This is a genomic window from uncultured Tateyamaria sp., from assembly GCF_947497045.1.
GTDB lineage: Bacteria > Pseudomonadota > Alphaproteobacteria > Rhodobacterales > Rhodobacteraceae > Tateyamaria.
This window is the reverse complement of the sequence record NZ_CANMEU010000002.1, coordinates 614,139-638,818: the sequence shown is the minus strand read 5'-3', so window position 1 is coordinate 638,818 and position 24,680 is coordinate 614,139. Positions and strand designations below refer to the sequence as shown.

Annotated in this window: 26 protein-coding genes and 2 tRNA genes; 12 read left to right on the top strand and 16 right to left on the bottom strand. The window is 60.1% G+C overall.

Going from position 1 to position 24,680, the window contains the following annotated elements; all coding sequences use genetic code 11:
• Positions 1-55 precede the first annotated feature (55 nt).
• Complete coding sequence (locus Q0859_RS06675; protein ID WP_299148891.1) at positions 56-253, bottom strand: hypothetical protein; 198 nt, start codon at positions 251-253, stop codon at positions 56-58.
• Positions 254-422: 169 nt separating this feature from the next.
• On the opposite strand from Q0859_RS06675, the gene Q0859_RS06670 reads away from it, so the two are divergent.
• Positions 423-845: a helix-turn-helix transcriptional regulator gene (locus Q0859_RS06670; protein WP_299148889.1), complete on the top strand. Its 423-nt coding sequence runs from the start codon at positions 423-425 to the stop codon at positions 843-845.
• A gap of 15 nt (positions 846-860) precedes the next feature.
• Here Q0859_RS06670 and Q0859_RS06665 read toward each other — a convergent pair whose 3' ends face one another.
• Both Q0859_RS06665 and Q0859_RS06660 read right to left on the bottom strand, forming a co-directional pair.
• On the bottom strand, positions 861-2,483 hold the full coding sequence (locus Q0859_RS06665; RefSeq protein ID WP_299148887.1) for a tyrosine-type recombinase/integrase: 1,623 nt from the start codon (positions 2,481-2,483) through the stop codon (positions 861-863).
• Positions 2,484-2,577: 94 nt separating this feature from the next.
• Positions 2,578-2,661, bottom strand: a tRNA-Tyr gene (locus Q0859_RS06660).
• 120 nt (positions 2,662-2,781) lie between these two features.
• On the opposite strand from Q0859_RS06660, the gene rlmB reads away from it, so the two are divergent.
• The 3 genes from rlmB (at position 2,782) to Q0859_RS06645 (ending at position 4,580) form a co-directional block, all read left to right on the top strand.
• Positions 2,782-3,558, top strand: coding sequence for a 23S rRNA (guanosine(2251)-2'-O)-methyltransferase RlmB (rlmB, locus tag Q0859_RS06655; protein ID WP_299148886.1), 777 nt, complete (start codon positions 2,782-2,784; stop codon positions 3,556-3,558).
• Between the two features lie 136 nt (positions 3,559-3,694).
• A complete protein-coding gene (locus Q0859_RS21490; protein WP_366523183.1) occupies positions 3,695-3,871 on the top strand; it encodes a hypothetical protein in 177 nt (58 codons plus the stop codon).
• Between the two features lie 235 nt (positions 3,872-4,106).
• The gene (locus Q0859_RS06645) at positions 4,107-4,580 is read left to right on the top strand and encodes a CoA-binding protein (protein WP_299148884.1); all 474 of its coding nucleotides are present in this window, start codon (positions 4,107-4,109) and stop codon (positions 4,578-4,580) included.
• A 141-nt stretch (positions 4,581-4,721) separates the two neighbouring features.
• On the opposite strand, the gene Q0859_RS06640 is transcribed toward Q0859_RS06645, so the two are convergent.
• Entirely contained in the window at positions 4,722-5,099 is a 378-nt protein-coding gene (locus tag Q0859_RS06640; protein WP_299148882.1) for a DUF2147 domain-containing protein, read from the bottom strand.
• Between the two features lie 137 nt (positions 5,100-5,236).
• Here Q0859_RS06640 and hisA point away from each other — a divergent pair, with 137 nt between their 5' ends.
• A complete protein-coding gene (hisA, locus tag Q0859_RS06635) occupies positions 5,237-5,956 on the top strand; it encodes a 1-(5-phosphoribosyl)-5-[(5-phosphoribosylamino)methylideneamino]imidazole-4-carboxamide isomerase (RefSeq protein WP_299148880.1) in 720 nt (239 codons plus the stop codon).
• Positions 5,957-6,006: 50 nt separating this feature from the next.
• On the opposite strand, the gene Q0859_RS06630 is transcribed toward hisA, so the two are convergent.
• On the bottom strand, positions 6,007-6,456 hold the full coding sequence (locus Q0859_RS06630) for a DUF302 domain-containing protein (protein ID WP_299148878.1): 450 nt from the start codon (positions 6,454-6,456) through the stop codon (positions 6,007-6,009).
• Positions 6,457-6,599: 143 nt separating this feature from the next.
• Here Q0859_RS06630 and hisF point away from each other — a divergent pair, with 143 nt between their 5' ends.
• Positions 6,600-7,361, top strand: coding sequence for an imidazole glycerol phosphate synthase subunit HisF (hisF, locus tag Q0859_RS06625; RefSeq protein WP_299148876.1), 762 nt, complete (start codon positions 6,600-6,602; stop codon positions 7,359-7,361).
• A 52-nt stretch (positions 7,362-7,413) separates the two neighbouring features.
• Positions 7,414-7,722, top strand: a complete 309-nt coding sequence (locus Q0859_RS06620) for a phosphoribosyl-ATP diphosphatase (RefSeq protein ID WP_299148874.1) — start codon at positions 7,414-7,416, stop codon at positions 7,720-7,722.
• A 128-nt stretch (positions 7,723-7,850) separates the two neighbouring features.
• Here the strand turns inward: Q0859_RS06620 and hisH are convergent, their stop codons facing one another.
• Together hisH and hisB are read right to left on the bottom strand one after the other, a co-directional pair.
• Entirely contained in the window at positions 7,851-8,492 is a 642-nt protein-coding gene (gene hisH, locus Q0859_RS06615; RefSeq protein ID WP_299148872.1) for an imidazole glycerol phosphate synthase subunit HisH, read from the bottom strand.
• Positions 8,489-9,076, bottom strand: coding sequence for an imidazoleglycerol-phosphate dehydratase HisB (gene hisB, locus Q0859_RS06610; protein ID WP_299148870.1), 588 nt, complete (start codon positions 9,074-9,076; stop codon positions 8,489-8,491). Before hisB ends, hisH begins: the two co-directional genes overlap by 4 nt.
• A 147-nt stretch (positions 9,077-9,223) precedes the next feature.
• Here hisB and Q0859_RS06605 point away from each other — a divergent pair, with 147 nt between their 5' ends.
• Complete coding sequence (locus tag Q0859_RS06605) at positions 9,224-9,463, top strand: Lrp/AsnC ligand binding domain-containing protein (RefSeq protein WP_299148868.1); 240 nt, start codon at positions 9,224-9,226, stop codon at positions 9,461-9,463.
• On the opposite strand, the gene Q0859_RS06600 is transcribed toward Q0859_RS06605, so the two are convergent.
• Positions 9,450-10,235, bottom strand: a complete 786-nt coding sequence (locus Q0859_RS06600) for a transglutaminase family protein (RefSeq protein WP_299148866.1) — start codon at positions 10,233-10,235, stop codon at positions 9,450-9,452. The two genes, Q0859_RS06605 and Q0859_RS06600, sit on opposite strands and share 14 nt — an antisense overlap.
• A gap of 123 nt (positions 10,236-10,358) precedes the next feature.
• Positions 10,359-10,433 (bottom strand) — tRNA-Gly (locus Q0859_RS06595).
• A gap of 143 nt (positions 10,434-10,576) precedes the next feature.
• Between Q0859_RS06595 and Q0859_RS06590 the strand changes: the two genes are divergently transcribed.
• The gene (locus Q0859_RS06590; RefSeq protein ID WP_299148864.1) at positions 10,577-10,975 is read left to right on the top strand and encodes a hypothetical protein; all 399 of its coding nucleotides are present in this window, start codon (positions 10,577-10,579) and stop codon (positions 10,973-10,975) included.
• Positions 10,976-10,997: 22 nt separating this feature from the next.
• Positions 10,998-11,882, top strand: coding sequence for a YHYH protein (locus Q0859_RS06585; RefSeq protein WP_299148862.1), 885 nt, complete (start codon positions 10,998-11,000; stop codon positions 11,880-11,882).
• 4 nt (positions 11,883-11,886) lie between these two features.
• Here Q0859_RS06585 and Q0859_RS06580 read toward each other — a convergent pair whose 3' ends face one another.
• The 6 genes from Q0859_RS06580 to Q0859_RS06555 form a co-directional block, all read right to left on the bottom strand.
• Complete coding sequence (locus Q0859_RS06580; RefSeq protein WP_299148860.1) at positions 11,887-12,264, bottom strand: VOC family protein; 378 nt, start codon at positions 12,262-12,264, stop codon at positions 11,887-11,889.
• Between the two features lie 311 nt (positions 12,265-12,575).
• Positions 12,576-13,724, bottom strand: a complete 1,149-nt coding sequence (locus Q0859_RS06575) for an MFS transporter (RefSeq protein ID WP_299148858.1) — start codon at positions 13,722-13,724, stop codon at positions 12,576-12,578.
• Between the two features lie 106 nt (positions 13,725-13,830).
• Positions 13,831-14,517: a phosphotransferase gene (locus Q0859_RS06570; protein ID WP_299148856.1), complete on the bottom strand. Its 687-nt coding sequence runs from the start codon at positions 14,515-14,517 to the stop codon at positions 13,831-13,833.
• The gene (locus Q0859_RS06565) at positions 14,514-17,960 is read right to left on the bottom strand and encodes a pyruvate carboxylase (RefSeq protein ID WP_299148854.1); all 3,447 of its coding nucleotides are present in this window, start codon (positions 17,958-17,960) and stop codon (positions 14,514-14,516) included. The genes Q0859_RS06570 and Q0859_RS06565 overlap by 4 nt, the downstream gene beginning before the upstream one ends.
• 163 nt (positions 17,961-18,123) lie before the next feature.
• A complete protein-coding gene (locus Q0859_RS06560) occupies positions 18,124-18,657 on the bottom strand; it encodes a superoxide dismutase family protein (protein WP_299148853.1) in 534 nt (177 codons plus the stop codon).
• Positions 18,658-18,755: 98 nt separating this feature from the next.
• Positions 18,756-19,895: an alpha-hydroxy acid oxidase gene (locus tag Q0859_RS06555; RefSeq protein ID WP_299148851.1), complete on the bottom strand. Its 1,140-nt coding sequence runs from the start codon at positions 19,893-19,895 to the stop codon at positions 18,756-18,758.
• A gap of 168 nt (positions 19,896-20,063) precedes the next feature.
• On the opposite strand from Q0859_RS06555, the gene Q0859_RS06550 reads away from it, so the two are divergent.
• A complete protein-coding gene (locus Q0859_RS06550) occupies positions 20,064-22,622 on the top strand; it encodes a UvrD-helicase domain-containing protein (RefSeq protein ID WP_299148849.1) in 2,559 nt (852 codons plus the stop codon).
• 430 nt (positions 22,623-23,052) lie between these two features.
• Here the strand turns inward: Q0859_RS06550 and Q0859_RS06545 are convergent, their stop codons facing one another.
• A complete protein-coding gene (locus Q0859_RS06545; protein ID WP_299148847.1) occupies positions 23,053-23,286 on the bottom strand; it encodes a DUF1127 domain-containing protein in 234 nt (77 codons plus the stop codon).
• Between the two features lie 237 nt (positions 23,287-23,523).
• Between Q0859_RS06545 and Q0859_RS06540 the strand changes: the two genes are divergently transcribed.
• The gene (locus Q0859_RS06540; RefSeq protein WP_299148845.1) at positions 23,524-24,597 is read left to right on the top strand and encodes an Mrp/NBP35 family ATP-binding protein; all 1,074 of its coding nucleotides are present in this window, start codon (positions 23,524-23,526) and stop codon (positions 24,595-24,597) included.
• Positions 24,598-24,680 lie beyond the last annotated feature (83 nt).

Below are 24,680 nucleotides of genomic sequence, written 5' to 3'. Positions count from 1 at the left end.
TCCAAGGGTTACGATGAGCGAAAGACACTCCCTTAGCAAAACAATGCTGTCTGTCTCAAAGGCCGTGACGGGTTACATGAGTGGCCTCCATGGACTGATAGGCGACCAAATCTACGTCAGCCAAGAACCCCAGCTTCACCTCTATGTAGATGGCGGTGCAGGCTTCGACTTTGGCACGATCCAGAACACGCAACTCAGCGGCTTCGCTACAAAGGAAGTACGATGCGATCAGGGCTAGGGCTTCAGCGGTCAAGTGAGTCTCCTTGTTTCAGTGTCTGCAAGATCGTCGCAATATGACTATTTTGGAATCAAAGTAAGCATATTATGCTTACTTATAGACGTATGTAGCGCAATATGTAACTGCACAAATGGGGGAAAATCAGCGAAGATGATTGCTAAGCAACACATGAAGGCTGGGACCGATGGGACCAAACGTTCCGAACAATATCGCAAAACACCGCAGGGCACTGGATATGTCCCAAGAGACGCTTGCTGGAAAGTTGGGCATCACGAAGTCACAGGTGTCACGGCTGGAACGTGGGCTGTCGTCCATAACCCAAAGCAGGATGCTCCAGTTAACCAAGTTATTCGGGATCGAACCCCATGCTTTGTTCAATGATGCAGCGACGCGAGAGGGCATCGATTTGGACGTGATGAGGGCAGTGATCGTACAACTAGATGAGATGCTGATTCGACTGGGGGTTAAGCTCACACCCGAACAGCGCGGTGACCTGACAGTTGAGTTGTACAGACTGGAAGTGAGCGGGTTGGATGATGACCAACTGCTGGATCACCAGGTGAACATCAAACGATTTGAGGGCATGGTGAAGGCGTTGGGAAATTGATCATGGATGAATTGGTCATTGTCGTGGGTCAGTAGCTTCAACCCACTTTCGTTTCACCTCAAATTCTTGGCCATCATAATAGTGGCGTATCGCACCAGCTTCTTTGTGGCCCAGGATTGCGCGTTGGACCTGAATGTCTGCACCAGCGCGACGCATGGCATTCACGAATGTGGACCTAAGTGAGTAGAGAGCCTTCTGTGGGTCCGTGATTGGATTTTGCATCTTTTTCCGAAGCAATTGACCAAAGTTGTGACGTACTGATCCAACTTGATCCGTTTTTATCGTTTGGAATGTTTCCAGCCCGCCTGATGCAACCCACGCTGGAAAGTCAGCGATCTCGGGGTGCAAGGGAACAACGCGAGTTGAGCTTTCCGTCTTGCTTCCAGTAATGTGAATCCAGCTATCGGTTACATCGTCGGATTTCAGTCTAATCACTTCGACTGGGCGCATTCCCGAATAGGTCAAGACACGCACCACCATATGGATCGCTTCTCTTCGCGCATCAGACAACCCTTGCACGGGGGCAGACCATACTTCCTTAGCGGCACCGAGTATTTGTGTCACCTCAGACGGCGTGAAAGACTTCCACTTCCTTTCTTCGATTGGTCTTTTGTCCTTGGGCAGTTTGACACCAAGCATTGGGTTATTTGGGATGATGTCTTCATCGAATGCGAATGCGAAAATGCCTTTGATTGGGGTGAAGATCGCTTGGATCGACGCCGCCTGAATTGTACCTATCAATTGATCTCTAAGCTGTTTCAAGTCTTCGGAACGGACATGTGCCATCGGGACATCACCAGTGATTGCAACGAGCCTGGCTACTTCGCGGCGGTACTTTGATCGGGTTCCAGACCTGATCGAGTTGAACTTGCAATACTTTTCTAGAACCGCTGTAATGCTGTCTTTATCTGGTGTGACGCTCGATATCTTTCTTTCAATACGGTGCTTGGCAAAAACATACTCATCGCGATCATCAGGATCGGATGGTGGGGTAGGTTCAGCGCCAAAATAAAGCTGGTAGACGCTGTTTAGCTGGTAGAGATACAGCTCATCCGACATTGGCCTAGGTGGATGTTGCGTGAACTCAAATTCGACCAAATCCGTATCGGCGGAGTAAGATTGTGCCAATTTTATGAACTCAGGATAAGGCGTTAGTTTGATTTTTCCTAGTTTCGAACCGTCACGTTTTGCTCCAAGTATCTTGGCCTGAAGTTGAAGAACCTCGTGTTCTGGAGCCTTCGCCCTTGAATGGTATTCATCAAGCTTCGCGACTTCCTCCAAAGCAGTCATCCACGGCTTAGACAGGTCTTCGAGCGGAACCAGGTCATCGCCATTAGAATATAACGGTGTTCCACCGAAGCGTTCGATGAATTTCTCCGCAGCCATGTCTTCTGAGCGAAAGTTATCCACTTCAACCGCGTCGTAACCTTCAGGCGTCTTCAGTTCGGTCAACAGGTCGTCGTGTTCCTCAGCCCAGTTCACGACAAGCTGAACGGCCTTGGCATAGCTGACATCTCCACATGGCATTTGCCACTTGGATATCCCCAATAATTCCCGAAACTGATCGGGTACGCGGCGCTGGTAGTAATACCGTCCACGATCAATTTTCAGGTATTTCACCTTCTTCTCAGCAGTCATTTGTATCGAAAACCGAGTGATATGTATCGAAAATATGCCATCTCAGCGTTGATCGTATGCTGAATAGCTATAAAAATCAACGCTGTAGAGTGAATGGTGGGCGACCCTGGAATCGAACCAGGCGTGCGTCTCCGCGAGGGAGTTACAGTCCCCTGCCACACCTTGCGGCCTGTCGCCCACTGCGCCATTAGAGCGTAAACCCGAAATGACGTGAGCGCGTGACTAACGGCCCGCCTCACAAGGGTCAAGACACGAAATGCAGGCCATGGCCCAACCGGCGCAGGCCGAAGGGGATAAGATGAAAAAACCCAAATGGGTCGTCGAAAAAGAGCAGGCCAAAAAGGCGGATGCAGCGGCAACGCTGTGGCTGTTCGGTCTGCATGCGGTGCGTGATGCGCTGGTCAATCCAAAGCGCACCAAGCTGCGCCTGATGGTGACGCTGAATGCGCAAACCAAACTGGCGGATGCGATTGCCGAGGCGGGTATCGAGCCCGAGATCGTCGATGCGCGCAAATTCAACGCCCCCATCGATCCCGGCTCAGTCCATCAGGGGGCGGCGCTTGAGGTCAAACCGCTGGATTGGGGCACCCTTGAGGATGTGGCCATCGGGGCCGACACGCCGCGGCTGATCCTGCTGGATCGGGTGACGGATCCACACAATGTGGGGGCGATCCTGCGCTCGGCCGAGGTGCTGGGCGCCTCAGCGGTTGTGGGCACGCGCCACCATGCAGCCCCTGAAACGGGCGCGCTGGCCAAGTCTGCCTCGGGCGCGATGGAACGCCAACCTTACGTGCGGGTGCGCAACCTGTCGGACGCGATTGTGGCGTTGCAGGGCATGGGCTACCTCGTGCTGGGCCTGGACGGCGAGGCCGGGCAATCCGTCGAGGGCGCGCTCAAGGGGCAAAAAGATCGCCCCGTGGCGCTTGTTCTGGGGGCTGAAGGGCCAGGTTTGCGCCAAAAGACCAAGGAAACCTGCGACATGTTGGTCAAAATCGACGCGGCAGGCGGGTTTGGATCCCTCAACGTCTCAAACGCGGCCGCAATCGCCTTATATGCAAGCAAGGACCACAGCTAAGGAGGCGACCATCGGCTACCCCACGAAAATCGGAACGTGCTGTTATTGCGGCACACGGGCGGCTTTGGTGCTGAAGGGGCAGACGCGGCATGAACTTGCGTGTTCAAGCTGCGGGGCCCCGCTGCACAACCTCAAAATGATGCCGAAACAGGCTCCGGCCGCGCGCGATCCCGTCCACCGATCCAAGCCTTACGAAAAGTCCGTCAAACGGCAGGTGAACAAACCCGTCAGGAAAAAGCACAAGCGCAAGAAATCGCGTTGGGGTGACTTCTTTGAGGACGCGTTTGATATCATTGAGGATATCTTCGATTGATCGGGGTCCGGCGATGGACCACGCGCCAAATCGCCGACATGCGTTTATATTTCGTTCACAGATTTGCGAGAAGCTCTTTTACGGCGCTCTGTGCACCATATCTGTTATGGTAAGCGATGGGTTTGGAACACCCCGCGCCTGAGTTTACTGTCCCTCGTTCCGTACCTTTGCGCCCCTTTCGCTTTGCGATCGGGGCGTTTTTTTGTCAGCGTGGGCCTGAACGCAAGAGGCAGGCATGGACGAGATATATACAGATCAGCATCTGCGCGATGTTCTGAAGAACACAAGGGTCGTGGCCGTCGTGGGCGTGTCTGCAAACCCGGTGCGTCCCAGCTATTTTGTGGCCCGCTATCTGAAACTCAAAGGGTTCAGAGTGATCCCGGTCAATCCGATGATCGCGGGTGAAACCCTGTTCGGGGCCACTGCGGTTGCGACTTTGGCCGAGGTCACGGCACCTGTGGACATGGTCGATATCTTCCGCCGATCCGAAGCGGTCCCCGAGATTGTGGATGAGGCATTGGCCACGTTTCCAGACCTCAAGACGATCTGGATGCAAATCGGAGTGCAACACGAGGAGGCCGCCGCCAAGGCCCGTGCGCGTGGCGTTACCGTGATCCAGAACCGTTGCCCGAAAATCGAATATCAGCGCCTGTTTGGTGAGTTGAGAATGGGCGGCTTCAACACCGGGATCATCTCGTCAAAGCTCTGATGTCACGCCTTTGTTCCAAGATGTAGACAGAGGCCCCTCAACGGCGCGAAAAAAGGCCCGCACCCCTTCTGGGTCCGGGCCTTCCAATCCGTTACGTCAGCGCGTTCAGATCAGTTGATGCGTGTCCGCCTCTGTCCAATTCTAGTTGATGCGCGTCCATGTCTGTCCGCGACAGATCGGCCCAACACAGCCCGACACTTTCAGAGCATTCCCGTTCAGCGACATCTTGGAGCGGTAGGTCTTGTCCACATCCGGTGCCCAGATCTTGCCACCCGAATAGCTGCCGTCGCCTTTGGACTTCATGTCCCAAATGATGGCCTTGCCCACTGACGAGGTGTCGTCGCTGCCCACAACCTTGGTGATGGTGCCGCAGATATTTGCGCCACATGGGGCGATGGCCACATGCAGGAAGGCGCCTTCGTCGCTGGCTTCGGTTTTCCAGGTGCCCGCAACCGGTTCGGCAAATGCCATGCCCGCGCTCGCGATGGCCACATATGCGGCTGCAATCAGGTGTTTCATGTCGTTCTCTCCTCCGTGACTGCGCAAAACCCTGGGGCATCGGTGCGTTGCAAATCAACAATGACCTAGGGTCGCGTTGCAAATTGTGACGTAAGGTGCCACTTGGCCCCCATCAGTTTCCAAAAGGTGCAAAGCCGATGATCCTTTACCCCGCAATCGACCTCAAGGACGGGCAGGCCGTGCGACTGGTGCATGGTGATATGACCCAGGCGACCGTGTTCAACGACGATCCCGCCGCACAGGCACAGGCCTTTGTCGACGCCGGGTGTGAATGGTTGCATCTGGTCGATCTGAACGGGGCATTTGCGGGTACCCCGGTGAACGCCGCCCCGGTCGAAGCGATCCTGAAGGCCTGCAAGGTGCCTGCGCAACTGGGGGGCGGCATCCGCGATATGGCCACCATCGAGATGTGGCTGTCCAAAGGGTTGCACCGGGTGATCCTCGGCACTGTGGCCGTCGAAAACCCGGACCTCGTGCGCGAGGCGGCACGGGCCTTTCCCGGGCACGTGGCCGTCGGTATCGATGCGCGTGCGGGCAAGGTTGCGACAAAAGGGTGGGCGACTGAAACGGATGTGGATGCGACGGACCTTGCGAAATCCTTTGAGGATGCGGGGGTTGCGGCGATCATCTACACCGACATCAACCGTGACGGGGCGATGGGCGGACCCAACATTCCGGCCACTCAAGCGCTGGCAGAGGGGGTGCGCATCCCGGTGATTGCATCGGGGGGCGTGTCCTCGCTGGCGGACCTCACGGCGCTCAAGGCCACAGGGTCCATTGCAGGGGCCATCTCGGGCCGCGCCATTTATGACGGCGCGATCGATCTGATCGAGGCGCTCGCCGCCCTCAAGGCGTAAAAAAACGGGCGCACCACAATGCGCCCGTCCATCGCCAAAGCGAGATGGGATTACTCGGCGACCGCGTCCGTGAACTTGCCCAATGCGCCGGTCATCACGTTGATATAGGGGGCATCCTCGGCCACGCCGCCCAACGGGCCCAGCATATCGACGGGCTTTTGGTACGCGATCCAGGTCTGGCCGCCATCCTCATAGACCAGAACCTTGAGGGGGAGGAACAGCCCCGACACCGGATCGTCCTTGATCGCCGGGGTGCCAACCTTCGGATTGCCAAAGATCAAAAGTTGCGAGGCCCCGATGTCCTCGCCAATGGACTGTGCGCCCGCGCCATGATCGACGCGTGCAAAGATCTTGAGGCCCGCGCCCTCCATCGCCGCTACAAGCTGGTCCATTGTTTCCACAACGCCAGCCGCTGCCTTTTTCCGTTCAATTCCGTTGTCACCTGCCATTACGGCCCCCGTCATCGCCAAAATAAATCCAATCGCCGCAAACAGTTTCATCGCAAACCTCCGTTAAATGCCAGACCAGTTTGGCATCACAAACGCACAATACCAGCCACGTTCGCGTGACCAGCCGAAGCCTGCCGAAGCGGCAGGGGCCGCAACCCCTTTCGCGTCAGGCCAAAGCACACTATCAAGCCCCCATGTTGAAAACCCGGATCATACCTTGCCTTGATGTCGCTGACGGGCGCGTGGTCAAAGGCGTGAATTTTGTCGACCTGGTGGACGCGGGTGACCCTGTGGCCGCAGCGCAGGCCTATGATGCGGCGGGCGCGGATGAGCTGTGTTTTCTCGACATCCACGCCACCCATGAAAACCGAGGCACCATGTTTGATCTGGTGCGGCGCACGGCCGAGCAATGCTTTATCCCGCTTACGGTGGGGGGCGGAGTGCGCACGGTTGGGGATGTGCGTGCGTTGCTGTTGGCAGGGGCCGACAAGGTGTCGTTCAACTCGGCGGCCGTTGCGGACCCTAACGTCCTGACCCGCGCCGCCGACCAGTTTGGCAGCCAGTGCATTGTCTGCGCAATTGACGCCAAGACCGTCAGCCCCGGAAGATGGGAGATTTTCACCCATGGCGGGCGCAAACCCACTGGCATAGACGCGGTTGACTTTGCGCGCACCGCAGCGGCCAAAGGGGCAGGGGAAATCCTGCTGACCTCGATGGACCGTGATGGCACCCGGGCCGGGTTCAATCTGCCCCTCACGCGTGCCATTTCGGATGCCGTCAAGATTCCCGTGATTGCAAGCGGTGGGGTCGGCACGCTGGATCACCTCGTTGACGGGGTCACCCAAGGGGGCGCATCGGCGGTGCTGGCGGCGTCGATTTTCCACTTTGGTGATTTCACAATCGGACAAGCCAAGGCGCATATGGCCGCGGCTGGCATTCCCATGAGGCTGACATGACGCACATGATTTGCGGCAAGCGCCATAACGCACATGATTTATGGCAAGCGCCATGACGCTTGACGACCTGTTCGCAACCATTGAAGCGCGCAAAGGAGCCGATCCCGACAGTTCGTGGACGGCCAGGCTGCTTGCAAAGGGCCCTGAAAAATGCGCTGAAAAGTTCGGCGAAGAAGCCGTTGAGGCGATCATCGAAGCCGCGAAGGGCGACAGGGCCGCGCTCACGTCCGAAGCCGCAGATGTGCTTTATCACCTGCTGGTCATGCTGGCCGCGCGCGATGTGGCACTTGCGGATGTGATGGCGGAACTTGCCAAACGCCAGGGCACGTCCGGTCTCAGCGAAAAAGCAAACCGCCCCTGATCTTCTTTTGACCAAAAATACCGCGGGGGAGGCCTTTGGCCGGGGGCAGAGCCCCTACAAACCCTGCGGTTTCGCATAAAGCTACCGGCAGCCCGTAAGGCGCAGGTGTCCTGCGCCTCACCTCTTGATCAAGGGGCCCACGCCAGAAAATTGCGGATCATACGCAGCCCCACATCCTGACTCTTTTCGGGATGAAACTGTAGACCCAGCATCGTGTCGCGCCCGACCACAGCCGTCACATCACCCGCATAATCCACATGGGCCAGACGCAATGCCGGATCAGCCACCTCAAAATGATAGGAATGAACGAAATAGGTGTGATCACCACTCATCACACCCTCAAACACCGGATGCGGCGCATCCAGCACCAGATCGTTCCAGCCCATATGCGGAACCTTGAAACTGTCATCGCCGGGCACAATCGGCACCACCTGACCGTTTACCCAATCCAGACCCGGCGTGTCGGCATATTCGCGGCCCCATGTGGCCATCAACTGCATGCCGACGCAGATGCCCAGAAACGGGCGGCCCCTGACCTCGACCGCCTCAACCAGCGCGTCATACAGCCCGCCCGCACCGCGCAGAGCCGTCGCACAGGCCGGAAAGGCCCCGTCACCGGGCAGCACGATCCGGTCGGCCTTGGCCACCACATCAGCGTCAGAGGTGACCACTACCGTGCCCGCATCCGCCTCGCGCGCCATGCGTTCAAACGCCTTGTGGGCCGAATGCAGATTGCCGCTTTCGTAATCGATCAGAACCGTGAGGCTCATAAGGTGCCCTTGGTGGACGGGATTGCATCGGCCACGCGCGGATCAACCTCAAGCGCAATGCGCAACGCGCGCGCCACCGCCTTGAAGGCCGCCTCGGCAATATGGTGACTGTTGAGGCCATGCAGCATGTCCACATGCAGCGTGATGCCCGCATGCGTGGACAGCGCCTGAAAGAACTCGCGCACCAATTCGGTGTCAAAGGTGCCGATCTTGGGCGTGGGCAAATCCACGTTCCACACCAGAAACGGACGGCCTGACAGATCAAGGGCGGCCCGCACCAACGCATCATCCATCGGCAACAGGCAGGACCCATAGCGCTGAATGCCCTTCTTGTTGCCCACGGCTTCGGCCAATGCCTGGCCGATGGCAATGCCCACATCCTCGACCGTGTGGTGATCGTCGATGTGCAAATCCCCCGCGCAGCGGACGGTCATGTCGATCAGCGCATGCCGCGCCAACTGATCCAGCATGTGATCAAAGAACCCGACCCCGGTCTGGTTGTCGTACACACCCGTACCATCCAGATTCAACGCGACCGAAATATCGGTCTCGGCGGTGGTGCGGGTCAGGGTGGTGCTGCGCATGGGGCAGGCCTCCGGTTCGAAAATATGCGTTGGCGCTTCTATAGGGGGCGGCGCGCGCGCAGCCAAGGGCCACCGCGCCAGTCCTTGCGCCGCCCCCCTCCGACATGGCACTAGATCGGCATATCTGTCACGAAAAAGGCCTTCCCGATGTCCACATGCGTCTTTATCCAGATCCGATGCCGCCCTGGATCGACCTACAAGGTGGCCGAAGAGATCGCGCTGCGCGAAATCCACTCCGAACTCTATTCCACATCCGGCGATTATGACCTGATGATGAAGGTCTACATTCCGACCGATCAGGATGTTGGCAAATATATCAACGACCAGCTGCTGGACATCGGCGGGATCGAACGCTCGCTCACGACCATGACGTTCAAGGTGTTTTAGAGCGGGCCACGGATACCGATTGGGCCACGAAGCCGGCCTGTCCAAACACATTCAGGAACGCCACATCGGCTGCATCCGCGCCGACGCCGATCCGGGCCATCGTGTCGGGGGTTGCCATGCCGGTCGGGTCCACCAAATGCCACGCGCCATCCAGATAAACCTCGGCCACGGCATGAAAATCCTGCGGGGTGACGTCGGGCGCATAGACGCTGGCAAAGCGGGCCGGGATGGTCGAGGCCCGCGCCAGCGCAATCATCACATGGGCAAAGTCCCGGCAAATCCCCTGACGCTGCACAAAGCTGTCAATCGCCGTGGTCTGGGCATTGCTGACCCCCGGCACATAGGAAAACGCATCTGCGATCCAGTCGTTGATGGCGGCAATCCGCGCCCCGCCCTGAAGGCCGCCAAACTCTGCTGCAACAAAGGTCTGAAACTCGTCCGATGGGCAATATCGTGACGGCATCAGATAGCGCACCGTCTCACCGGGCAGCAGATGGGGCGCGACAGCGTTTAGGATGCCCAGGTCAGGCACGGGCCGGTCCACTTGCACCCGCGCGGTATAGTTGCACTGAAATGTGTCCTCCGCTTGCAACCAGATGCGGGTGCCGATGTCATCCTCTGCGGCAACGCGGGTAAAGTGCTGCGTCTGCGACGTTTCGATATGGGCTGACAGGAGATGTTGATCGGGCAGGGGGGCTGCCTCGATCTGCACCAAAAGGTCCACAGGGGCGGGAAGGTCGTATTCCAGATGCACTTCGATATCCAAAACCACGGCAGATTCTCCGGCTGATATGGCGTGCCCCGCCAATAAGTAGTGCGAAAAACGAAAGGACCCCCCGGGGGGAGGTCCTGTCATCGTAATCTGTCGTGACCAACCGGGGTAGGGTTGGAAAGTTGGAGCGGGCGAGGCGATTCGAACGCCCGACCCTAACCTTGGCAAGGTTATGCTCTACCCCTGAGCTACGCCCGCTTCCTTGGGTGAGCCGGAGATACTTACCCCTGCCGCGCGCTGCAAGTGGAAAAGTGCGGGGCTGCACAAAAAACTTGAGAGTATCACATGGCGCAGGCAAAAATTTTAAGGTGTTGTGCGACGGAAACCGATTTGGGGTGCGTATGACCACCATGACCCACCGTGCGCGATCCATTCTGTCCGTGATTGCCTTGACCGTGATCTGTTGGGGGGCGGTGCAGGCCGTGGCCCATGACGGCCCCCATGTGCCGGATATGCTGGCCGAGGTCTCTCGGGCGGCTGCGACGGGGCAGGTGGTCGAACTGAGCGTGACGCTGACCGGGCTTGGCGGCCCACTGGTTCTGGTGGGGATTGCGGCCGAGGGGGCCATCAGCCCCGCCTTCGATCCGATCTATGTGAACTTTGCCGAAGATGTGGAATTACACACCCGCCTGCGCTTTGACGGCCCACCGCCCGATATTTTTACCCTGATGCTCGATTTCGGCCCCGTCGGCCAAGGGGCTGTCGTTGTCATCCCCGGTCCCGATCGGGCCGGCAAATAGCCTTCAACACCGGAGACCGACCATGACCTTGTCCCAACTCAAGACCGCGATGCTGATTGGCGCGATCCTGTTGGCCTGCGCTGTACAAGGCGACGCACAGCCCAGATTGCGCCAACACACTACGACCAAGGTTGAACCTGTGACCTTGACCCGTGCGGCACAGCGACTGTCGGGCGGGTCGGTCAAGATCACGCAGACCGCACGGACCCGCACCATCGCGTCCAACGGTGTGCCGACCCATGCTGTTGGCCGCTTTCCCAACTCTGGCAACCCGAACCGCATTTCTGCCCAATCCCATACCTTTCGCGTGCCCGTCAGCCCCAAGGTGGGCCACGCCACGCCCTTGCAGCGCGGCGCGTCCTTTGGCGTTGCGATCAATGGCGTGCCCTTTGATCCCAATGCGGCGGAGTTCTGGCAGGGCAGTCCTCGTTCCGGGTGGCAATACAATGCCTTGGGCGGAGCAGTGTCTCTCGGGCTTGATGCCAACTATGCCCATGTGCAGCCCACCGGTGCTTATCATTACCACGGCCTGCCTGTGGGGCTGATGCAGCAATTGGGCTGGTCAGCCTCGGCCCCGTCACCCTTGATTGGCTACGCCGCGGACGGTTTCCCGATTTATGCGCTGACGGCTGAGCTTGGTGGCAAAACGGTGCGGATGACCTCGTCCTATCGGTTGAAATCAGGGCGGCGTCCGGGTGGGATCGCACCGGGCGGGCGATATGATGGTGCGTTCCAGCAGGACTATGAATACCTGCCCGGATCTGGCCAATTGGATGACTGCAACGGGGCCATGATCACGTCTTCTGAATATCCCGGCGGCACATATGCCTATTTTCTGACAGATACATATCCGGTGATCCCGCGCTGCCTTGTGGGCACGCCGGGCAAGGGATTTGCCAAGGGCTGAAGTCTCAGGCCCGCTGGATCAGATCCCACCGGCTGCCAAAGGGGTCAACAAACACCGCGACGGTTCCATATGGTTCATGGCGGGGTGGTTCCTCGAACCGGAGGCCATGGGCGCGCAGGTGAGCATAGTCGCGCGCAAAATCGTCCGTCCCCAGAAACAGCCACACCCGACCCGCGCCCTGATTGCCAATGGCGGCCTCCTGAACGGGACCATCGGCGCGGGCAAGGATGATGCTGGTTGCGGCACCCGGTGCGCAGACTTCAACCCATCTTTTGTGCCCTTGGTCGATATCCGCGATCAGATCAAAGCCCAGCACCCTGCAAAAGAAATCAAGGCCCGCATCATAGTCCGGGACAATATATGTAAATGCCTGCATGTTCATATGTGCACCCCTGATCTGAAGTATTGGATATATGCTCGCAAAAATGAACGCTTGTATCGATCCATGACACGCCGTTACCCCGGCCTTAGATCAGGCAACACCACATGTCGATCAGAGAGCGCGTGAGAGCCGCAGGCTCGAAGAGATATTCACCAGTAACGTCGTACGTCACGCCACCAGCTTGGGCCGGGTTGTGATTTATGGCCATCAGGCCGCCGCCGGATGGACGGTGAGCTGATCACGCAGCGCGAGGTGGTCGTTCAGATATGGAAAGGCGGGCAGGTCCTGCGCAGGGCCGTGTACAACAAAGGCTAGGTTCGCGGGCTGCGCACCGCATAGGCCAGCCCGATAATCAACGCCGCCAACACGGCCAACACGCCGAACCCGGTGCGCAAGGTGGTGGCATGCGCGATAAACCCGATCAGGGGCGGACCCAACAGTAGCCCGCCATAGCCCAATGTCGCCACGCTCGCGATGGCTGTGCCGGGCGGCAGGTGTGGGTCGTTGGCTGCCCGCGAAAAGACCAGCGGCATGATCACTGCATAGCCGATGCCCATAAGAACAAAGCCCACCAGCGCGGCTCCATAGGTGGCAAAGCTCACTGCGCATAATGTGCCCGCCGTCGCAAAGACACCCGCGATCCGTGCCGTCGTGACCGGTCCGAACGCCTTTGTCACCTGATCCCCGATCAGCCGTGTGACGACCATGGCGATGGAAAACACGGTATAGCCAAGGGCCGCATTGGCGGCACTGACCTGCGCGATATCGACAAGGAAAAGGGCGGACCAATCGACCATGGCCCCTTCGCCCATGGACGCGCAAAAGGCGATCAACCCAACCGCAACCAAAGCGCCCCTCGGGATCGGAAATAACGGGGTGCTTGTGGTGTTGGCTTGGGGCGCAGAGGCCCATGGGATCCGCGCCAAGGCCAGTGTCAACGCTGCGATGGCAGCCGTGCCCGGAATGAAGTGTGCCGCGATACTGACGTCATACAACTCCGCCCCATAGCCCGATGCCGCCCCCAGACCGGCCCCAAGGCTGAACATCGCGTGAAACGAGGACATGACCGGGCGCGCGATATACCGCTCTGCCTCGCCCGCCCAAGTGTTCATCGCCACGTCCATCGCCCCGTGGGTGGCCCCGAACAGGAACAGCATCAGCGCAAGAAGGGTAACATTTGGCGCAATCCCGATCAGGCACAATGCGACGCTGTAGGCGATAGCGATGTTCAGGGTGACCCGCGCAGCCCCCAACCTGTCCGCGAAACGACCCGCAAGGGGAAAGGCGGTGATTGCGCCGCCCGCAAGCAGCAACAGCAGCCAACCAAGATCACCCGCGTCCAGCCCATGTATATCCGCCACCGCAGGGATGCGCGACGCCCACATCCCGTAAAGCGCGCCGTTCAGGGCGAACATGGCTGAAACGGCGATCCATGTGGCGCGGTTGCTGGGGCTTTTCATGGTATGGCTTTCAGGTTTGAAAAAGTCCTGAGTGCGACCTTCACGCAGTGCCACCCGCGATGCAAGCCTGTTCCAAAGCGGTTTGAGGCAGGGCGTAAGGCGCAGTTCACTGCGCCAGGGTCGCAGCAAGGCGACGTGCGCGGTCGGGTTCGATCTGCCAGCAGCAGGCGATTTCCCGGGCCAATCTGGCGCGCTTTGCCTCGGGTCTGGTGTTGCCCGTCAGGGCGGTGTCGAACAGGGTCAGATCAAACCGCGCCTCGTCCCAGTCGATCAGGCTGATCGTGCCCTCCCGGTCAATCGGGATGTTTGAGGGGCCAAGGTCGCCGTGCACCACGGATTGTGGCTGGCCTGCAACCGCCGACCACGCTTGCCGGATCTGCGCAACCACTTGCGTTGGCATCAGGCGCAGATCGACATCACCTCCGCACTCGGACATGATCAGGTCGGTGGCGCTGGCAAATCCGGGCCGTTGGGGCAGGGCGATACAGGCATGATGAAACGCCTCGATCCGTGTCGCGATTGTGCGCGCATCTGAGGGCCGTCCTGGCAGGTATGGCTCGCAGGTCCAGCCCTCGACGTTCAAGGCCCCGGCTTCGCTGCGGATCAGACGCGGTACGCGCAATCCCGCGGCTTGCGCGGCATCATGGACCGGGGTCAGCCACTCCAGCGCCGCTTCGGACCGCCGTGTTGTCTTTAGAACATGCGCGCCAACGCGCAGGACTGTGTTGCGGTGCCCGCCGCGCAAGGTGACGGGCGTGCCGGTCAAACCCCATGCCGCAAGCGGCGGGATCACTCAAACTCGACAAGCAGATCCTTGGCGTCGATCTGCCCGCCGGGTGTGATATGCACCGCCTTGACCACGGCGTCGCGCTCGGCGTGGATGCCCGTCTCCATCTTCATTGCCTCGATGGTCAGCAGCAGATCACCCTCGCTCACCTCCTGGCCCACCTGCACGCCGACACTTGCCACCACACCGGGCATGGGCGCGCCGACATGGGCGGCATTGCCAAGCTCGGCCTTGGGCCGCTGCACCGTTGTCGATTTCACCATGCGGTTGGGCACCCGGATGACGCGGGGCTGACCGTTGAGTTCAAAGAACACCTTGGCCTCGCCGTCCTCGTTCGTCTCGCCGACCGCCTGAAGACGGATTTCGAGGGTCTTGCCCGGGTCGATTTCGGCGGTGATCTCTTCGCCCGGTTGCATCCCGTAAAAGAACGCCTTGGTGGGCAGGGTCCGAACGGGGCCGTAGGTGCGGTGGCGGCCCATGTAGTCGAGGAACACCTTGGGATACATCAGATAGCCTGACAGGTCCTCGTCATCGACCTCGCGCCCTTCGAGTTGCGCAGAGAGGTCGGCGCGCGTCGCTTCGAGATCGACGGCTGGCACATCCGCCCCCGGACGGGCGGCGTTGGGGGCCTCGCCCTTGAGGATCTTGGTCTGGATACCCACCGGGAACCCGCCCGGAGGCTGCCCGAGATTGCCACGCATCATGTCCACGACCGAGTCGGGGAACGCCACGTCCTTGTCGGGGTCCTCGACTTCGGTCCGGGTCAGGTTCTGGCTAACCATCATCAGCGCCATGTCCCCGACCACTTTCGAGGATGGCGTGACCTTCACAATATCGCCGAACATCTGGTTCACATCTGCATAGGTGCGCGCAACCTCGTGCCAGCGTTCCTCAAGGCCGAGCGAGCGGGCCTGCGCCTTGAGGTTGGTGAACTGGCCTCCCGGCATTTCGTGCAGATAAACTTCGGAGGAAGGGGCCTGCATGCCGCTCTCGAAGGCGGCGTAATGATCGCGCACCGCCTCCCAATAATCCGAGATGTCGCGGATCGCATCGACCGAAAGGCCGGTGTCGCGGTCGGTGTGCTGCAGCGCGCCCACAACGGTGCCAAGCGTGGCTTGCGACGTGTTGCCCGACAGCGCGTCCATCGCGCAATCGACCGCATCCACGCCGGCCTCGGCGGCTGCAAGGATCGTCGCGCAGGCGATGCCAGCCGTGTCATGGGTGTGGAAGTGGATCGGCAACCCGACCTCTTGTTTCAGCGCACGCACCAACACGCGCGCGGCCGCCGGTTTCAGCAAGCCCGCCATGTCCTTGAGGCCCAGCACATGCGCGCCCGCCGCTTTCAGCTGGTTGCCCATATCCACATAGTATTTCAGATCGTATTTGGCCCGATCCGGGTTCAGGATGTCGCCGGTATAGCAGATCGTGCCTTCGCAAATCTTGTTCTGCTCTTGCACCGCGTCCATGGCGACGCGCATGTTTTCTACCCAGTTGAGGCTGTCGAACACGCGGAACACATCGACGCCCGTATTGGCCGCAACCCGTACGAATTCCTGCACCACGTTGTCGGGGTAGTTGGTGTAGCCCACCCCGTTCGCGCCGCGCAGCAGCATCTGGGTCATTAGGTTCGGCATCGCCTCGCGCAGATCACGCAGGCGCTGCCACGGGCATTCCTGCAAGAACCGATAGGCCACATCAAATGTGGCCCCGCCCCAGCACTCCATCGAAAAGAGTTGGGGCAGGTTGGCGGCATAGGCGGGGGCCACCTTGATCATGTCGTGGCTGCGCATCCGCGTGGCCAGCAGGGACTGGTGCCCGTCGCGCATGGTGGTGTCGGTGATCAGCAGTTGTTGCTGCGCCTTCATCCAGTCCGCGACGGCTTGGGGGCCCTTTTGTTCGAGCAGGTTGCGGGTGCCCATCTGGTGGGTCGGGTCGGCCTGCAAAGCGGGTGGCTTGGGTGGCTTCAGATCGGCGCGCGGGCGCGGTCGGTCCTTGACCTCGGGGTGCCCGTTCACGGTGATGTCCGCGATATAGGTCAGCACCTTGGTGCCCCGGTCGCGGCGGCGCTTGAAGGTGAACAGGTCCGGCGTCTCGTCGATGAACTTGGTGTGGTAAGTGTTGTCGAGGAAGGTCGGGTGCTTGAGCAGGTTTTCCACGAATGCGATATTGGTGCTGACACCCCGGATGCGGAATTCGCGCAAGGCCCGGTCCATCCGCGCAATCGCCATCTCGGGGGTGGGGGCCTTGGCCGTCACTTTGGTCAGCAGGCTGTCATAATAGCGCGTGATCACCCCGCCCGCATAGGCCGTGCCGCCATCAAGGCGGATGCCCATGCCTGTGGCCTCGCGGTAGGCGGTGATGCGGCCATAGTCGGGGATAAAGTTGTTCTGCGGGTCTTCGGTCGTGATCCGGGTTTGCAGGGCGTGGCCTGTCAGTACCACGTCTTTCTGGGTGGGTTTGCCGGTGGCTTCCTGAATGGTCTTGCCCTCGGCAATCAGGATCTGGGCCTGCACGATGTCGATGCCCGTCACCTCTTCGGTCACGGTGTGTTCGACCTGCACACGCGGGTTCACTTCGATGAAGTAGAATTTGCCCGTCGCCATATCCATCAGGAATTCGACGGTGCCCGCGCATTCATAGTTCACGTGCTTGCAGATCTTGTAGCCCAGATCGCAGATTTCGACCCGCTGTTCGGGGGTCAGGTAAGGGGCAGGGGCGCGTTCGACCACTTTCTGGTTGCGGCGCTGGACAGAGCAGTCGCGCTCGAACAGGTGGTACATTCCGCCATGCTTGTCGCCCAGAATTTGGACTTCGACATGGCGGGCCTTGAGGATCATCTTTTCGAGATACCCCTCGCCATTGCCAAATGCGGCCTCGGCCTCGCGCCGCCCTTCGAGCACCTTTTCCTCGACCTCGGATTCATCGGCAATCGGGCGCATGCCCCGACCGCCACCGCCCCACGAGGCCTTGAGCATCAGAGGATATCCGACCTCTTTGGCCTCTTTCTTGATGGCCGTCATGTCGTCGCCCAGAACTTCGGTTGCCGGGATCACGGGGACGCCCGCCTCGACCGCCACACGGCGGGCGGATGCCTTGTCGCCAAGGGCGCGCATGGTTTCGGCGCGGGGGCCGATGAAGGTGATCCCGTTCTGCTCGCAGGCATCCACGAAATCAGGGTTTTCCGACAGCAGACCATAGCCCGGATGAATCGCATCGGCACCGCTTTCGCGTGCGACGCGGATCATTTCGTCGATACTGAGATAGGCCGCGACCGGGCCAAGGCCCTCGCCGATGCGGTAGGCTTCGTCCGCCTTGAAGCGGTGCAGGCCCAACTTGTCTTCCTCGGCGAAGACGGCGACTGTCTTTTTGCCCATTTCATTGGCCGCGCGCATGATGCGGATGGCGATCTCACCCCGGTTGGCGATGAGAATTTTCTGGAAATCGGGCATGTTATGCTCCCCCCGGGGCCGGTATTTTGCAGTTGCAGCATCTTCTATGACGTTTGGTAAGCGCAAACAATACGTGGTTGTGGGTAGGGGCCCCCGGGGGGGGGCGCATCAGGATGCGCCTTACGATGTTTTCGGGCGGATGTATCATCTGCCCGGGCGTGGCTCAGCCTGCGTCAATCAGGCCACAGACGATACGCGCGCCTGCGCCACCTATGGGTTGACTGATATGGTCGTCGGCCTCTGCATGGATGACGATCGCGGTCCCGTCGGCGTCAAGGAGCGGCAGATCACCACCGTCCAGGGTTGCGCCGGTCTTGAACACTTCCATCTCGCCCACGCCATCCGTACCGACAAAGATATTGCCGAGATCGCCCTTGCCCGGTCCGGCCGGGTTAAGCAGACCGTGCGCGCCGTCCTCCTCGCCGTGGTGGCCATGGGACGATTTGAAACCAGTGTCGGCGGCGCAATGTGCCTTGGCGTGAAAGTGCACGCCCTTCTTGCCGGGTGGCAGGTCGCTGACCTTTATGTGCACCAGCACGCCGTGGGCGGTTTGTTGCAGGTTGGCCATGCCGATCGTGTCGCCGTTGATGTTCTTGAGGTCTGAAGTGGCGGTTGCGGCGTGACCGTCGGCCAGGGCCGTTCGCCAGCCAAAGGCCATACTGCCAGCTACGATGGCCAACATAAGAACGGTGCTCATTGCGTCTTTCATCTCATGCTCCGATGCTTGTTGCGATGTCTGTGGGAACAACAGGCGGGTATGGCATCCTATTCGATGCCAAGTTGTCGCATGGTGGATCAGCTGTGTTGAAAGGGTTTGGGCAGGTCCCGGAGTGTCTTGCTGCCCAACTGACCCATATTGGCCTTGAGATCGGCGGTCAGGATATGGGCCAGATGATCAATGCCACCGGGGCCGAGGGCCGCCAACGCGTAGTGCCACGCGCGGCCCAGCATGACGAAGTCCGCGCCCGAGGCGATGGCACGTAGGATATCGAGCCCGCCTTCAACGCCGCTGTCGAAAATGATCGGCAGCTTGGTGGCGCGGCGCACGGCAGGCAGGACGTCAATGGTGGCGGGCGCGCCATCGAATTGGCGCCCTGCGTGATTGGAAATCCAGATCGCGTCGGCCCCCAGCCCTTCGAGCCGCTCGGCATCCGAGCCGCGCATGACCCCCTTGATCACAAACGGACCCTCCCAGGCATCGCGCAGCCACGACACATAGTCCCAATCAGGTGAGGTGCGCAGCAGATACCCGACATGGGCCGTCACCGGCAGATTGGCGGTGGCCTTGGTGGCGTAGGCATCCAGCATGCGCATATGTGGCATGCCGGTGCGGGCCATGCCGAGGGCCCAGGCCGGGCGCTGCGCAACCTGTGCCAGCAGACGGGGCGTCAGTTTGGGCGGATTGGTCAGGCCCGAGCGGGTCTGGCGTTCACGTCGGGAGGCCACGGGCACGTCCACCGTCAGCACCAATGTCCTGAACCCGGCCGCCTTAGCGCGGTTCAGCATGTCGGTACGAATGCCCTCATCCCGCGGCGGATACATCTGAAACCACGCATGCGTGCCCAGATCACCCTGAATGTCTTCGGGGGCAGCCGTGGCCACCGTCGAGAGGGTATAGGGGATTCCAAGGCGTGCACCCGCCCGCGCCAGATGCCGTTCGGCGTTGGGCCACATAAGGCCCGACATGCCCACGGGCGCGATCCCGAAGGGCAGGGGCATCTGATGTCCGAACAGCTCTGTGCTCAGATCCGGGTCGAACTCGCCATGCAGTACGGACGGGATCATCCCTATCCGGTCCAGTGCGGCCCGGTTGCGGGCCTTGGCGGCCTCAACCCCGGTGCCGCTGTCGAGGTATTCCCACACGAATTTGGGGATTCGCCCCCGTGCACGGGTGCGTAAATCGCTGAGGGCGGGGTATCGGTTGGTCAGGTCCATGGCGCGGACTATGGAGAGGCTGCGGGCGTGCCGCAAGCGGGCTGTTGATCGATGGGTCAGCCCCTACGACCCCACAGCCCGTCCCGCGGGGTTTTTTGGAACCAGGGTGAAGAACATCGCGTGAACACCAGTCTTTCCCTTTTGGGTCGAAGCGGCTAGATTGCGGCCATGAGCAGTTATGATGAATTTGATGCCTTTGAGGGCGCATCCCTGTCGGCCCGTGCGATGGCTGCGCGTCCGCAACCCTATCTGGACGGTCTGAACCCCGAACAGCGCGCGGCCGTCGAAAAGCTGGACGGTCCGGTGCTGATGCTGGCCGGGGCCGGTACGGGCAAGACCCGTGCGCTGACGGCGCGTATCGTTCATCTGCTCAACACCGGGAACGCGCGTCCGAACGAGATTTTGGCGGTGACCTTCACCAACAAGGCTGCGCGCGAGATGAAGACCCGCGTGGGTGCGATGCTCGGCGGGCAGATCGAAGGGGTGCCTTGGCTGGGCACCTTCCACTCAATCTGTGTGAAGCTGCTGCGGCGTCATGCCGAATTGATTTCGATGGACGATGGCAAGGTAATCCAAAGTGATGCTGGCACGGGTGACAGGGAGCTTACGGCACAAGAGGAGCTTGGCCCGCCGCGCGATTTTCAATCACAGAGCGGTACCGACGGCGCGCGCCGCGGCCTTCATTTGAAATCCAACTTCACCATTCTGGACACCGATGATCAGATCCGCCTGATGAAGCAGCTGATCCGCGCCGCCGGGATCGACGACAAGCGCTGGCCCGCCCGCCAGTTGGCCAATATCATCGATGGCTGGAAAAACCGCGCGCTGACACCGGATAAGATACCCGCATCTGATGGTGGGGCGTATAATCACAAGGGCGTCGAGCTTTATGAACAATACCAACGTCGCCTGCTTGAACTGAACGCTTGCGACTTTGGCGACCTGCTGTTGCATATGGTCACCATTTTTCAGACCCACCCGGATGTGCTGGAACAATATCAACGCTGGTTCCGCTTTATTCTGGTGGACGAGTATCAGGATACCAACGTCGCTCAATACCTATGGCTGCGCCTGCTCGCCCAAGGACACAAGAACATCTGCTGTGTGGGCGATGACGATCAGTCAATCTATGGCTGGCGCGGGGCAGAGGTGGGCAATATCCTGCGCTTTGAAAAGGATTTTCCGGGTGCCCATGTGGTGCGGTTGGAACAAAACTACCGCTCGACACCTCACATTCTGGCCGCCGCCTCGGGCGTGATCGACGGCAATGAGAACCGGCTTGGCAAGACGTTGTGGACGGCCAAGGAAGAGGGCGAGAAAGTCCGCCTGATCGGTCATTGGGACGGCGAGGAAGAGGCGCGCTGGATCGGGGACGAGATCGAGGCCGCGCAGCGGGGCACCCGGGGCATGGACCCGGTGTCGCTGGACGAAATGGCAATTCTGGTCCGCGCCAGCCACCAGATGCGGGCCTTCGAGGATCGGTTTCTGACCATCGGATTGCCCTACCGCGTGATCGGCGGCCCGCGCTTTTACGAGCGGATGGAGATCCGCGATGCGATGGCCTATTTCCGCGTCGTCGTCAGCCCCGAGGATGATCTGGCCTTCGAGCGGATCGTGAACACCCCCAAGCGCGGCCTTGGCGACAAGGCGCAACAAACCATTCAGATCACCGCCCGCGCCAATGGAGTCTCATTGGTCGAGGGTGCGCTCTTGGCGGTCGAGCAGGGTTTGATCAAGGGCAAGGGCGGGACTGAGTTGCGCAGCCTGGCCGAAGGCATTTCCAGATGGCATGCCAAGCTGCGCGGCCCCCGGATCGAGGTGGCAGAGGATGACAGCGTTCTGGATGACGGCGTGGTGCCCTTGCGCAGTGAATACGGCCCGCCCCCTGTCAGCCATGTGGAGCTGGCCGAGATCATTCTGGACGAAAGTGGTTACACCGCCCATTGGCAGAACGACAAGACGCCGGAGGCACCGGGGCGGCTTGAGAACCTCAAGGAGTTGGTTAAAGCGCTTGAGGGGTTCGAGAACCTGCAAGGGTTCCTCGAACATGTGTCGCTGATCATGGACAACGAACAGGATGAGGCCGGGGCCAAGGTGTCGATTATGACGCTGCATGCGGCCAAGGGGCTCGAATTTCCTTGCGTGTTCCTGCCCGGATGGGAGGATGGCCTGTTCCCCTCGCAGCGATCCATGGACGAAAGCGGGATCAAGGGCCTCGAAGAAGAGCGCCGCCTGGCCTATGTCGGCATCACCCGCGCCGAAGAGGTCTGCACAATCTCGTTTGCCGCCAATCGGCGCGTGTTCGGGCAGTGGCAATCGTCGCTGCCGTCCCGCTTTATTGACGAGTTGCCCGAAGCGCATGTGGATGTGCTGACCCCGCCCGGATTATATGGTGGTGGATATGGTGCGGCGGCGCCCTCCATGGGGGAATCCCGGCTGCATCAGGCGGCGGCAGATGCGAATGTTTACAACTCACCCGGCTGGAGGCGTCTGCAAGCGCGTGCGGGCGATCGCCCCATCGGTCAGCCCAAGGAAAGCCGCAACACGGTGATAGACCTTGATGCGGTGTCCAGTTTCACCATGGGCGAGCGGGTGTTCCACCAGAAATTCGGCTATGGTGCGGTTGTGGGGATCGAAGGCGACAAACTGGAGATCGAGTTTGAAAAGGCCGGTCTGAAGAAGGTTATTTCGAAATTTATCACGGGGTGTGATGACATTCCGTTTTAGATTGCTTTCACGAAGGTGAAAGCAATCAGTGGCAAGGACTGCTTTTTGCAAAAAAAAGCTGTCGGCCACTTCCTATCGTTCGACCTCAACCCATCGCGATCACGGGCAGGATTTGCGCCTTGGCAAGTTGGAACGTGGTGATTGGACGCTGCGGAGTGGCTGACAGCTTTCCTTCGAAAGCAGTCCTTGTCACCCTTCGTGTTCACCTTCGTGAACACAACGTAAAAAACGGCGACCCCAGGGAGGAGGGGCCGCCGCTCTGGCAACATCGCACCAGTCAGGGAGGAGGAGGACCGGATCGCGATGTGTCTCGTGATGCACCCTTAAGGGCGCGGAATGAAAAGGTGCGGCGACGTCAGGGAGGAGGAGGACGCCGCCGCAAATTTACAGATGCCCCAGGGAGGAGGAGAGGGACATCTGATCTCGATGTTCAGTGCGCAGCGCTGCCGTAAGCCGATTCCCAGGCGACACGCTTGAGTTCGGAGCGGTGCATGCCCAGATCAGCCAGCTCGCGGTTCGACAAGGCATCCAACTCGCCCAATGTGGTGCGATAGATGCGGTTTTGCGCACGCCGCTCGGCTGCTGTTTCCAGAATGCGCGCGGCTGCACCAAGGATGCGCTCAACCAGATCGCTGCGGGTGTTGATGTCGTTGTAATAGGCCATGTGTGTTGCCTCGTTTTCTAAACTTGCTCAATTTCGTTGACCCAAACATAAGTGAATGCTGCGTCTGCACAATACTTTCTGCGGCAATGCTGCTATGCAGCAATTGCATAGGGTTGCAGTTGAAATCTTGTGCGACCCGCCCAATAAACCGGCGCTGATGTCGCGGCTGTGTCGGCGCCTCTTGTGTGCGCCGCGAAATCTGCCAGTTAATGTGGCACCCGAGCGGAGAAATGCACCATGCCTGTGACCAAAGACGATATCCTCGCCACGTTGGCCCGTATCGGCATGCCCGATGGGGGCGACCTTGTGAGCCGTGATTTGATTCGTGCGGTCTCGGTTGACGGGAATCAGGTGCAATTCGTGATCGAAGCGCCCAGCCCCGAGATTGCGGCCCGGATGGAGCCGATCCGCGCGGCTGCCGAACAGCTGGTGCGCGATATGGACGGTGTGGCGCAGGCTCGTGTGGCCCTGACGGCCCACGGTCCAGCCGCAAAACCGGCTGCACCGCCCAGCCTCAAGATCGGCGGCCACCCCAAGCCGCAAGAGGGGCCGACCAAACCCACCGGCGTACAGCGCATTCTGGCCATCGGGTCGGGCAAGGGGGGGGTGGGCAAATCCACCGTCTCTTCCAACCTTGCCGTGGCGCTTGCCAGACAGGGACGCAAGGTGGGCCTGCTGGATGCAGATATTTATGGTCCAAGCCAGCCGCGCATGATGGGGGTCAACAAGCGCCCCGCATCCCCGGATGGCAAGACGATCATCCCGCTGCATGCCCACGGCGTCACGCTCATGTCCATCGGCTTTATGATGGAAGAGGGCAAAGCGGTCGTTTGGCGCGGCCCAATGCTGATGGGCGCGCTGCAACAGATGCTGGGGCAGGTGGAGTGGGGCGAGTTGGACGTGCTGTTGGTCGATTTGCCGCCCGGGACGGGGGATGTGCAGTTGACGCTGTGCACCAAGTCCGAACTGACGGGTGCCATAGTTGTATCGACGCCGCAGGACGTGGCCCTGATCGACGCGCGCAAGGCGCTGGACATGTTTGCGACGCTCAAGACGCCCGTTCTGGGTCTGATCGAAAACATGTCGATGTTCATTTGCCCTGATTGCGGGTCACAGCATCAGATCTTTGGTCAGGGCGGTGTCGCGGCGGAGGCCGAAAAGATGGGTGTGCCGCTGCTTGGCGCGCTGCCCATTGACCTCGACACCAGGCTGGCCGGAGACGGAGGCACACCGATTGCCGCAGGGGACGGGCCGATGGCGGACGCCTATGCGCAGATCGCGCAGGGGCTGATCAAAGGCGGCGTGGCCTGACCGTGGTTGCCAAGCCCATGGGAATTCATGGGCAATAGGCTGCGTCTGGCCGTTAGATTCGAATCAAATTCGAGTGAATCGCG

Bases quoted from the DNA above. Each gene is read 5' to 3' on its own strand.
- Q0859_RS06670 (WP_299148889.1), top strand. From the start codon at position 423: ATGGGACCAAACGTTCCGAACAATATCGCAAAACACCGCAGGGCACTG.
- Q0859_RS06665 (WP_299148887.1), bottom strand. From the start codon at position 2,483: ATGACTGCTGAGAAGAAGGTGAAATACCTGAAAATTGATCGTGGACGG.
- rlmB (WP_299148886.1), top strand. From the start codon at position 2,782: ATGAAAAAACCCAAATGGGTCGTCGAAAAAGAGCAGGCCAAAAAGGCG.
- Q0859_RS21490 (WP_366523183.1), top strand. From the start codon at position 3,695: ATGATGCCGAAACAGGCTCCGGCCGCGCGCGATCCCGTCCACCGATCC.
- Q0859_RS06645 (WP_299148884.1), top strand. From the start codon at position 4,107: ATGGACGAGATATATACAGATCAGCATCTGCGCGATGTTCTGAAGAAC.
- Q0859_RS06640 (WP_299148882.1), bottom strand. From the start codon at position 5,099: ATGAAACACCTGATTGCAGCCGCATATGTGGCCATCGCGAGCGCGGGC.
- hisA (WP_299148880.1), top strand. From the start codon at position 5,237: ATGATCCTTTACCCCGCAATCGACCTCAAGGACGGGCAGGCCGTGCGA.
- Q0859_RS06630 (WP_299148878.1), bottom strand. From the start codon at position 6,456: ATGAAACTGTTTGCGGCGATTGGATTTATTTTGGCGATGACGGGGGCC.
- hisF (WP_299148876.1), top strand. From the start codon at position 6,600: ATGTTGAAAACCCGGATCATACCTTGCCTTGATGTCGCTGACGGGCGC.
- Q0859_RS06620 (WP_299148874.1), top strand. From the start codon at position 7,414: ATGACGCTTGACGACCTGTTCGCAACCATTGAAGCGCGCAAAGGAGCC.
- hisH (WP_299148872.1), bottom strand. From the start codon at position 8,492: ATGAGCCTCACGGTTCTGATCGATTACGAAAGCGGCAATCTGCATTCG.
- hisB (WP_299148870.1), bottom strand. From the start codon at position 9,076: ATGCGCAGCACCACCCTGACCCGCACCACCGCCGAGACCGATATTTCG.
- Q0859_RS06605 (WP_299148868.1), top strand. From the start codon at position 9,224: ATGTCCACATGCGTCTTTATCCAGATCCGATGCCGCCCTGGATCGACC.
- Q0859_RS06590 (WP_299148864.1), top strand. From the start codon at position 10,577: ATGACCACCATGACCCACCGTGCGCGATCCATTCTGTCCGTGATTGCC.
- Q0859_RS06585 (WP_299148862.1), top strand. From the start codon at position 10,998: ATGACCTTGTCCCAACTCAAGACCGCGATGCTGATTGGCGCGATCCTG.
- Q0859_RS06580 (WP_299148860.1), bottom strand. From the start codon at position 12,264: ATGAACATGCAGGCATTTACATATATTGTCCCGGACTATGATGCGGGC.
- Q0859_RS06575 (WP_299148858.1), bottom strand. From the start codon at position 13,724: ATGAAAAGCCCCAGCAACCGCGCCACATGGATCGCCGTTTCAGCCATG.
- Q0859_RS06565 (WP_299148854.1), bottom strand. From the start codon at position 17,960: ATGCCCGATTTCCAGAAAATTCTCATCGCCAACCGGGGTGAGATCGCC.
- Q0859_RS06560 (WP_299148853.1), bottom strand. From the start codon at position 18,657: ATGAGCACCGTTCTTATGTTGGCCATCGTAGCTGGCAGTATGGCCTTT.
- Q0859_RS06555 (WP_299148851.1), bottom strand. From the start codon at position 19,895: ATGGACCTGACCAACCGATACCCCGCCCTCAGCGATTTACGCACCCGT.
- Q0859_RS06550 (WP_299148849.1), top strand. From the start codon at position 20,064: ATGAGCAGTTATGATGAATTTGATGCCTTTGAGGGCGCATCCCTGTCG.
- Q0859_RS06545 (WP_299148847.1), bottom strand. From the start codon at position 23,286: ATGGCCTATTACAACGACATCAACACCCGCAGCGATCTGGTTGAGCGC.
- Q0859_RS06540 (WP_299148845.1), top strand. From the start codon at position 23,524: ATGCCTGTGACCAAAGACGATATCCTCGCCACGTTGGCCCGTATCGGC.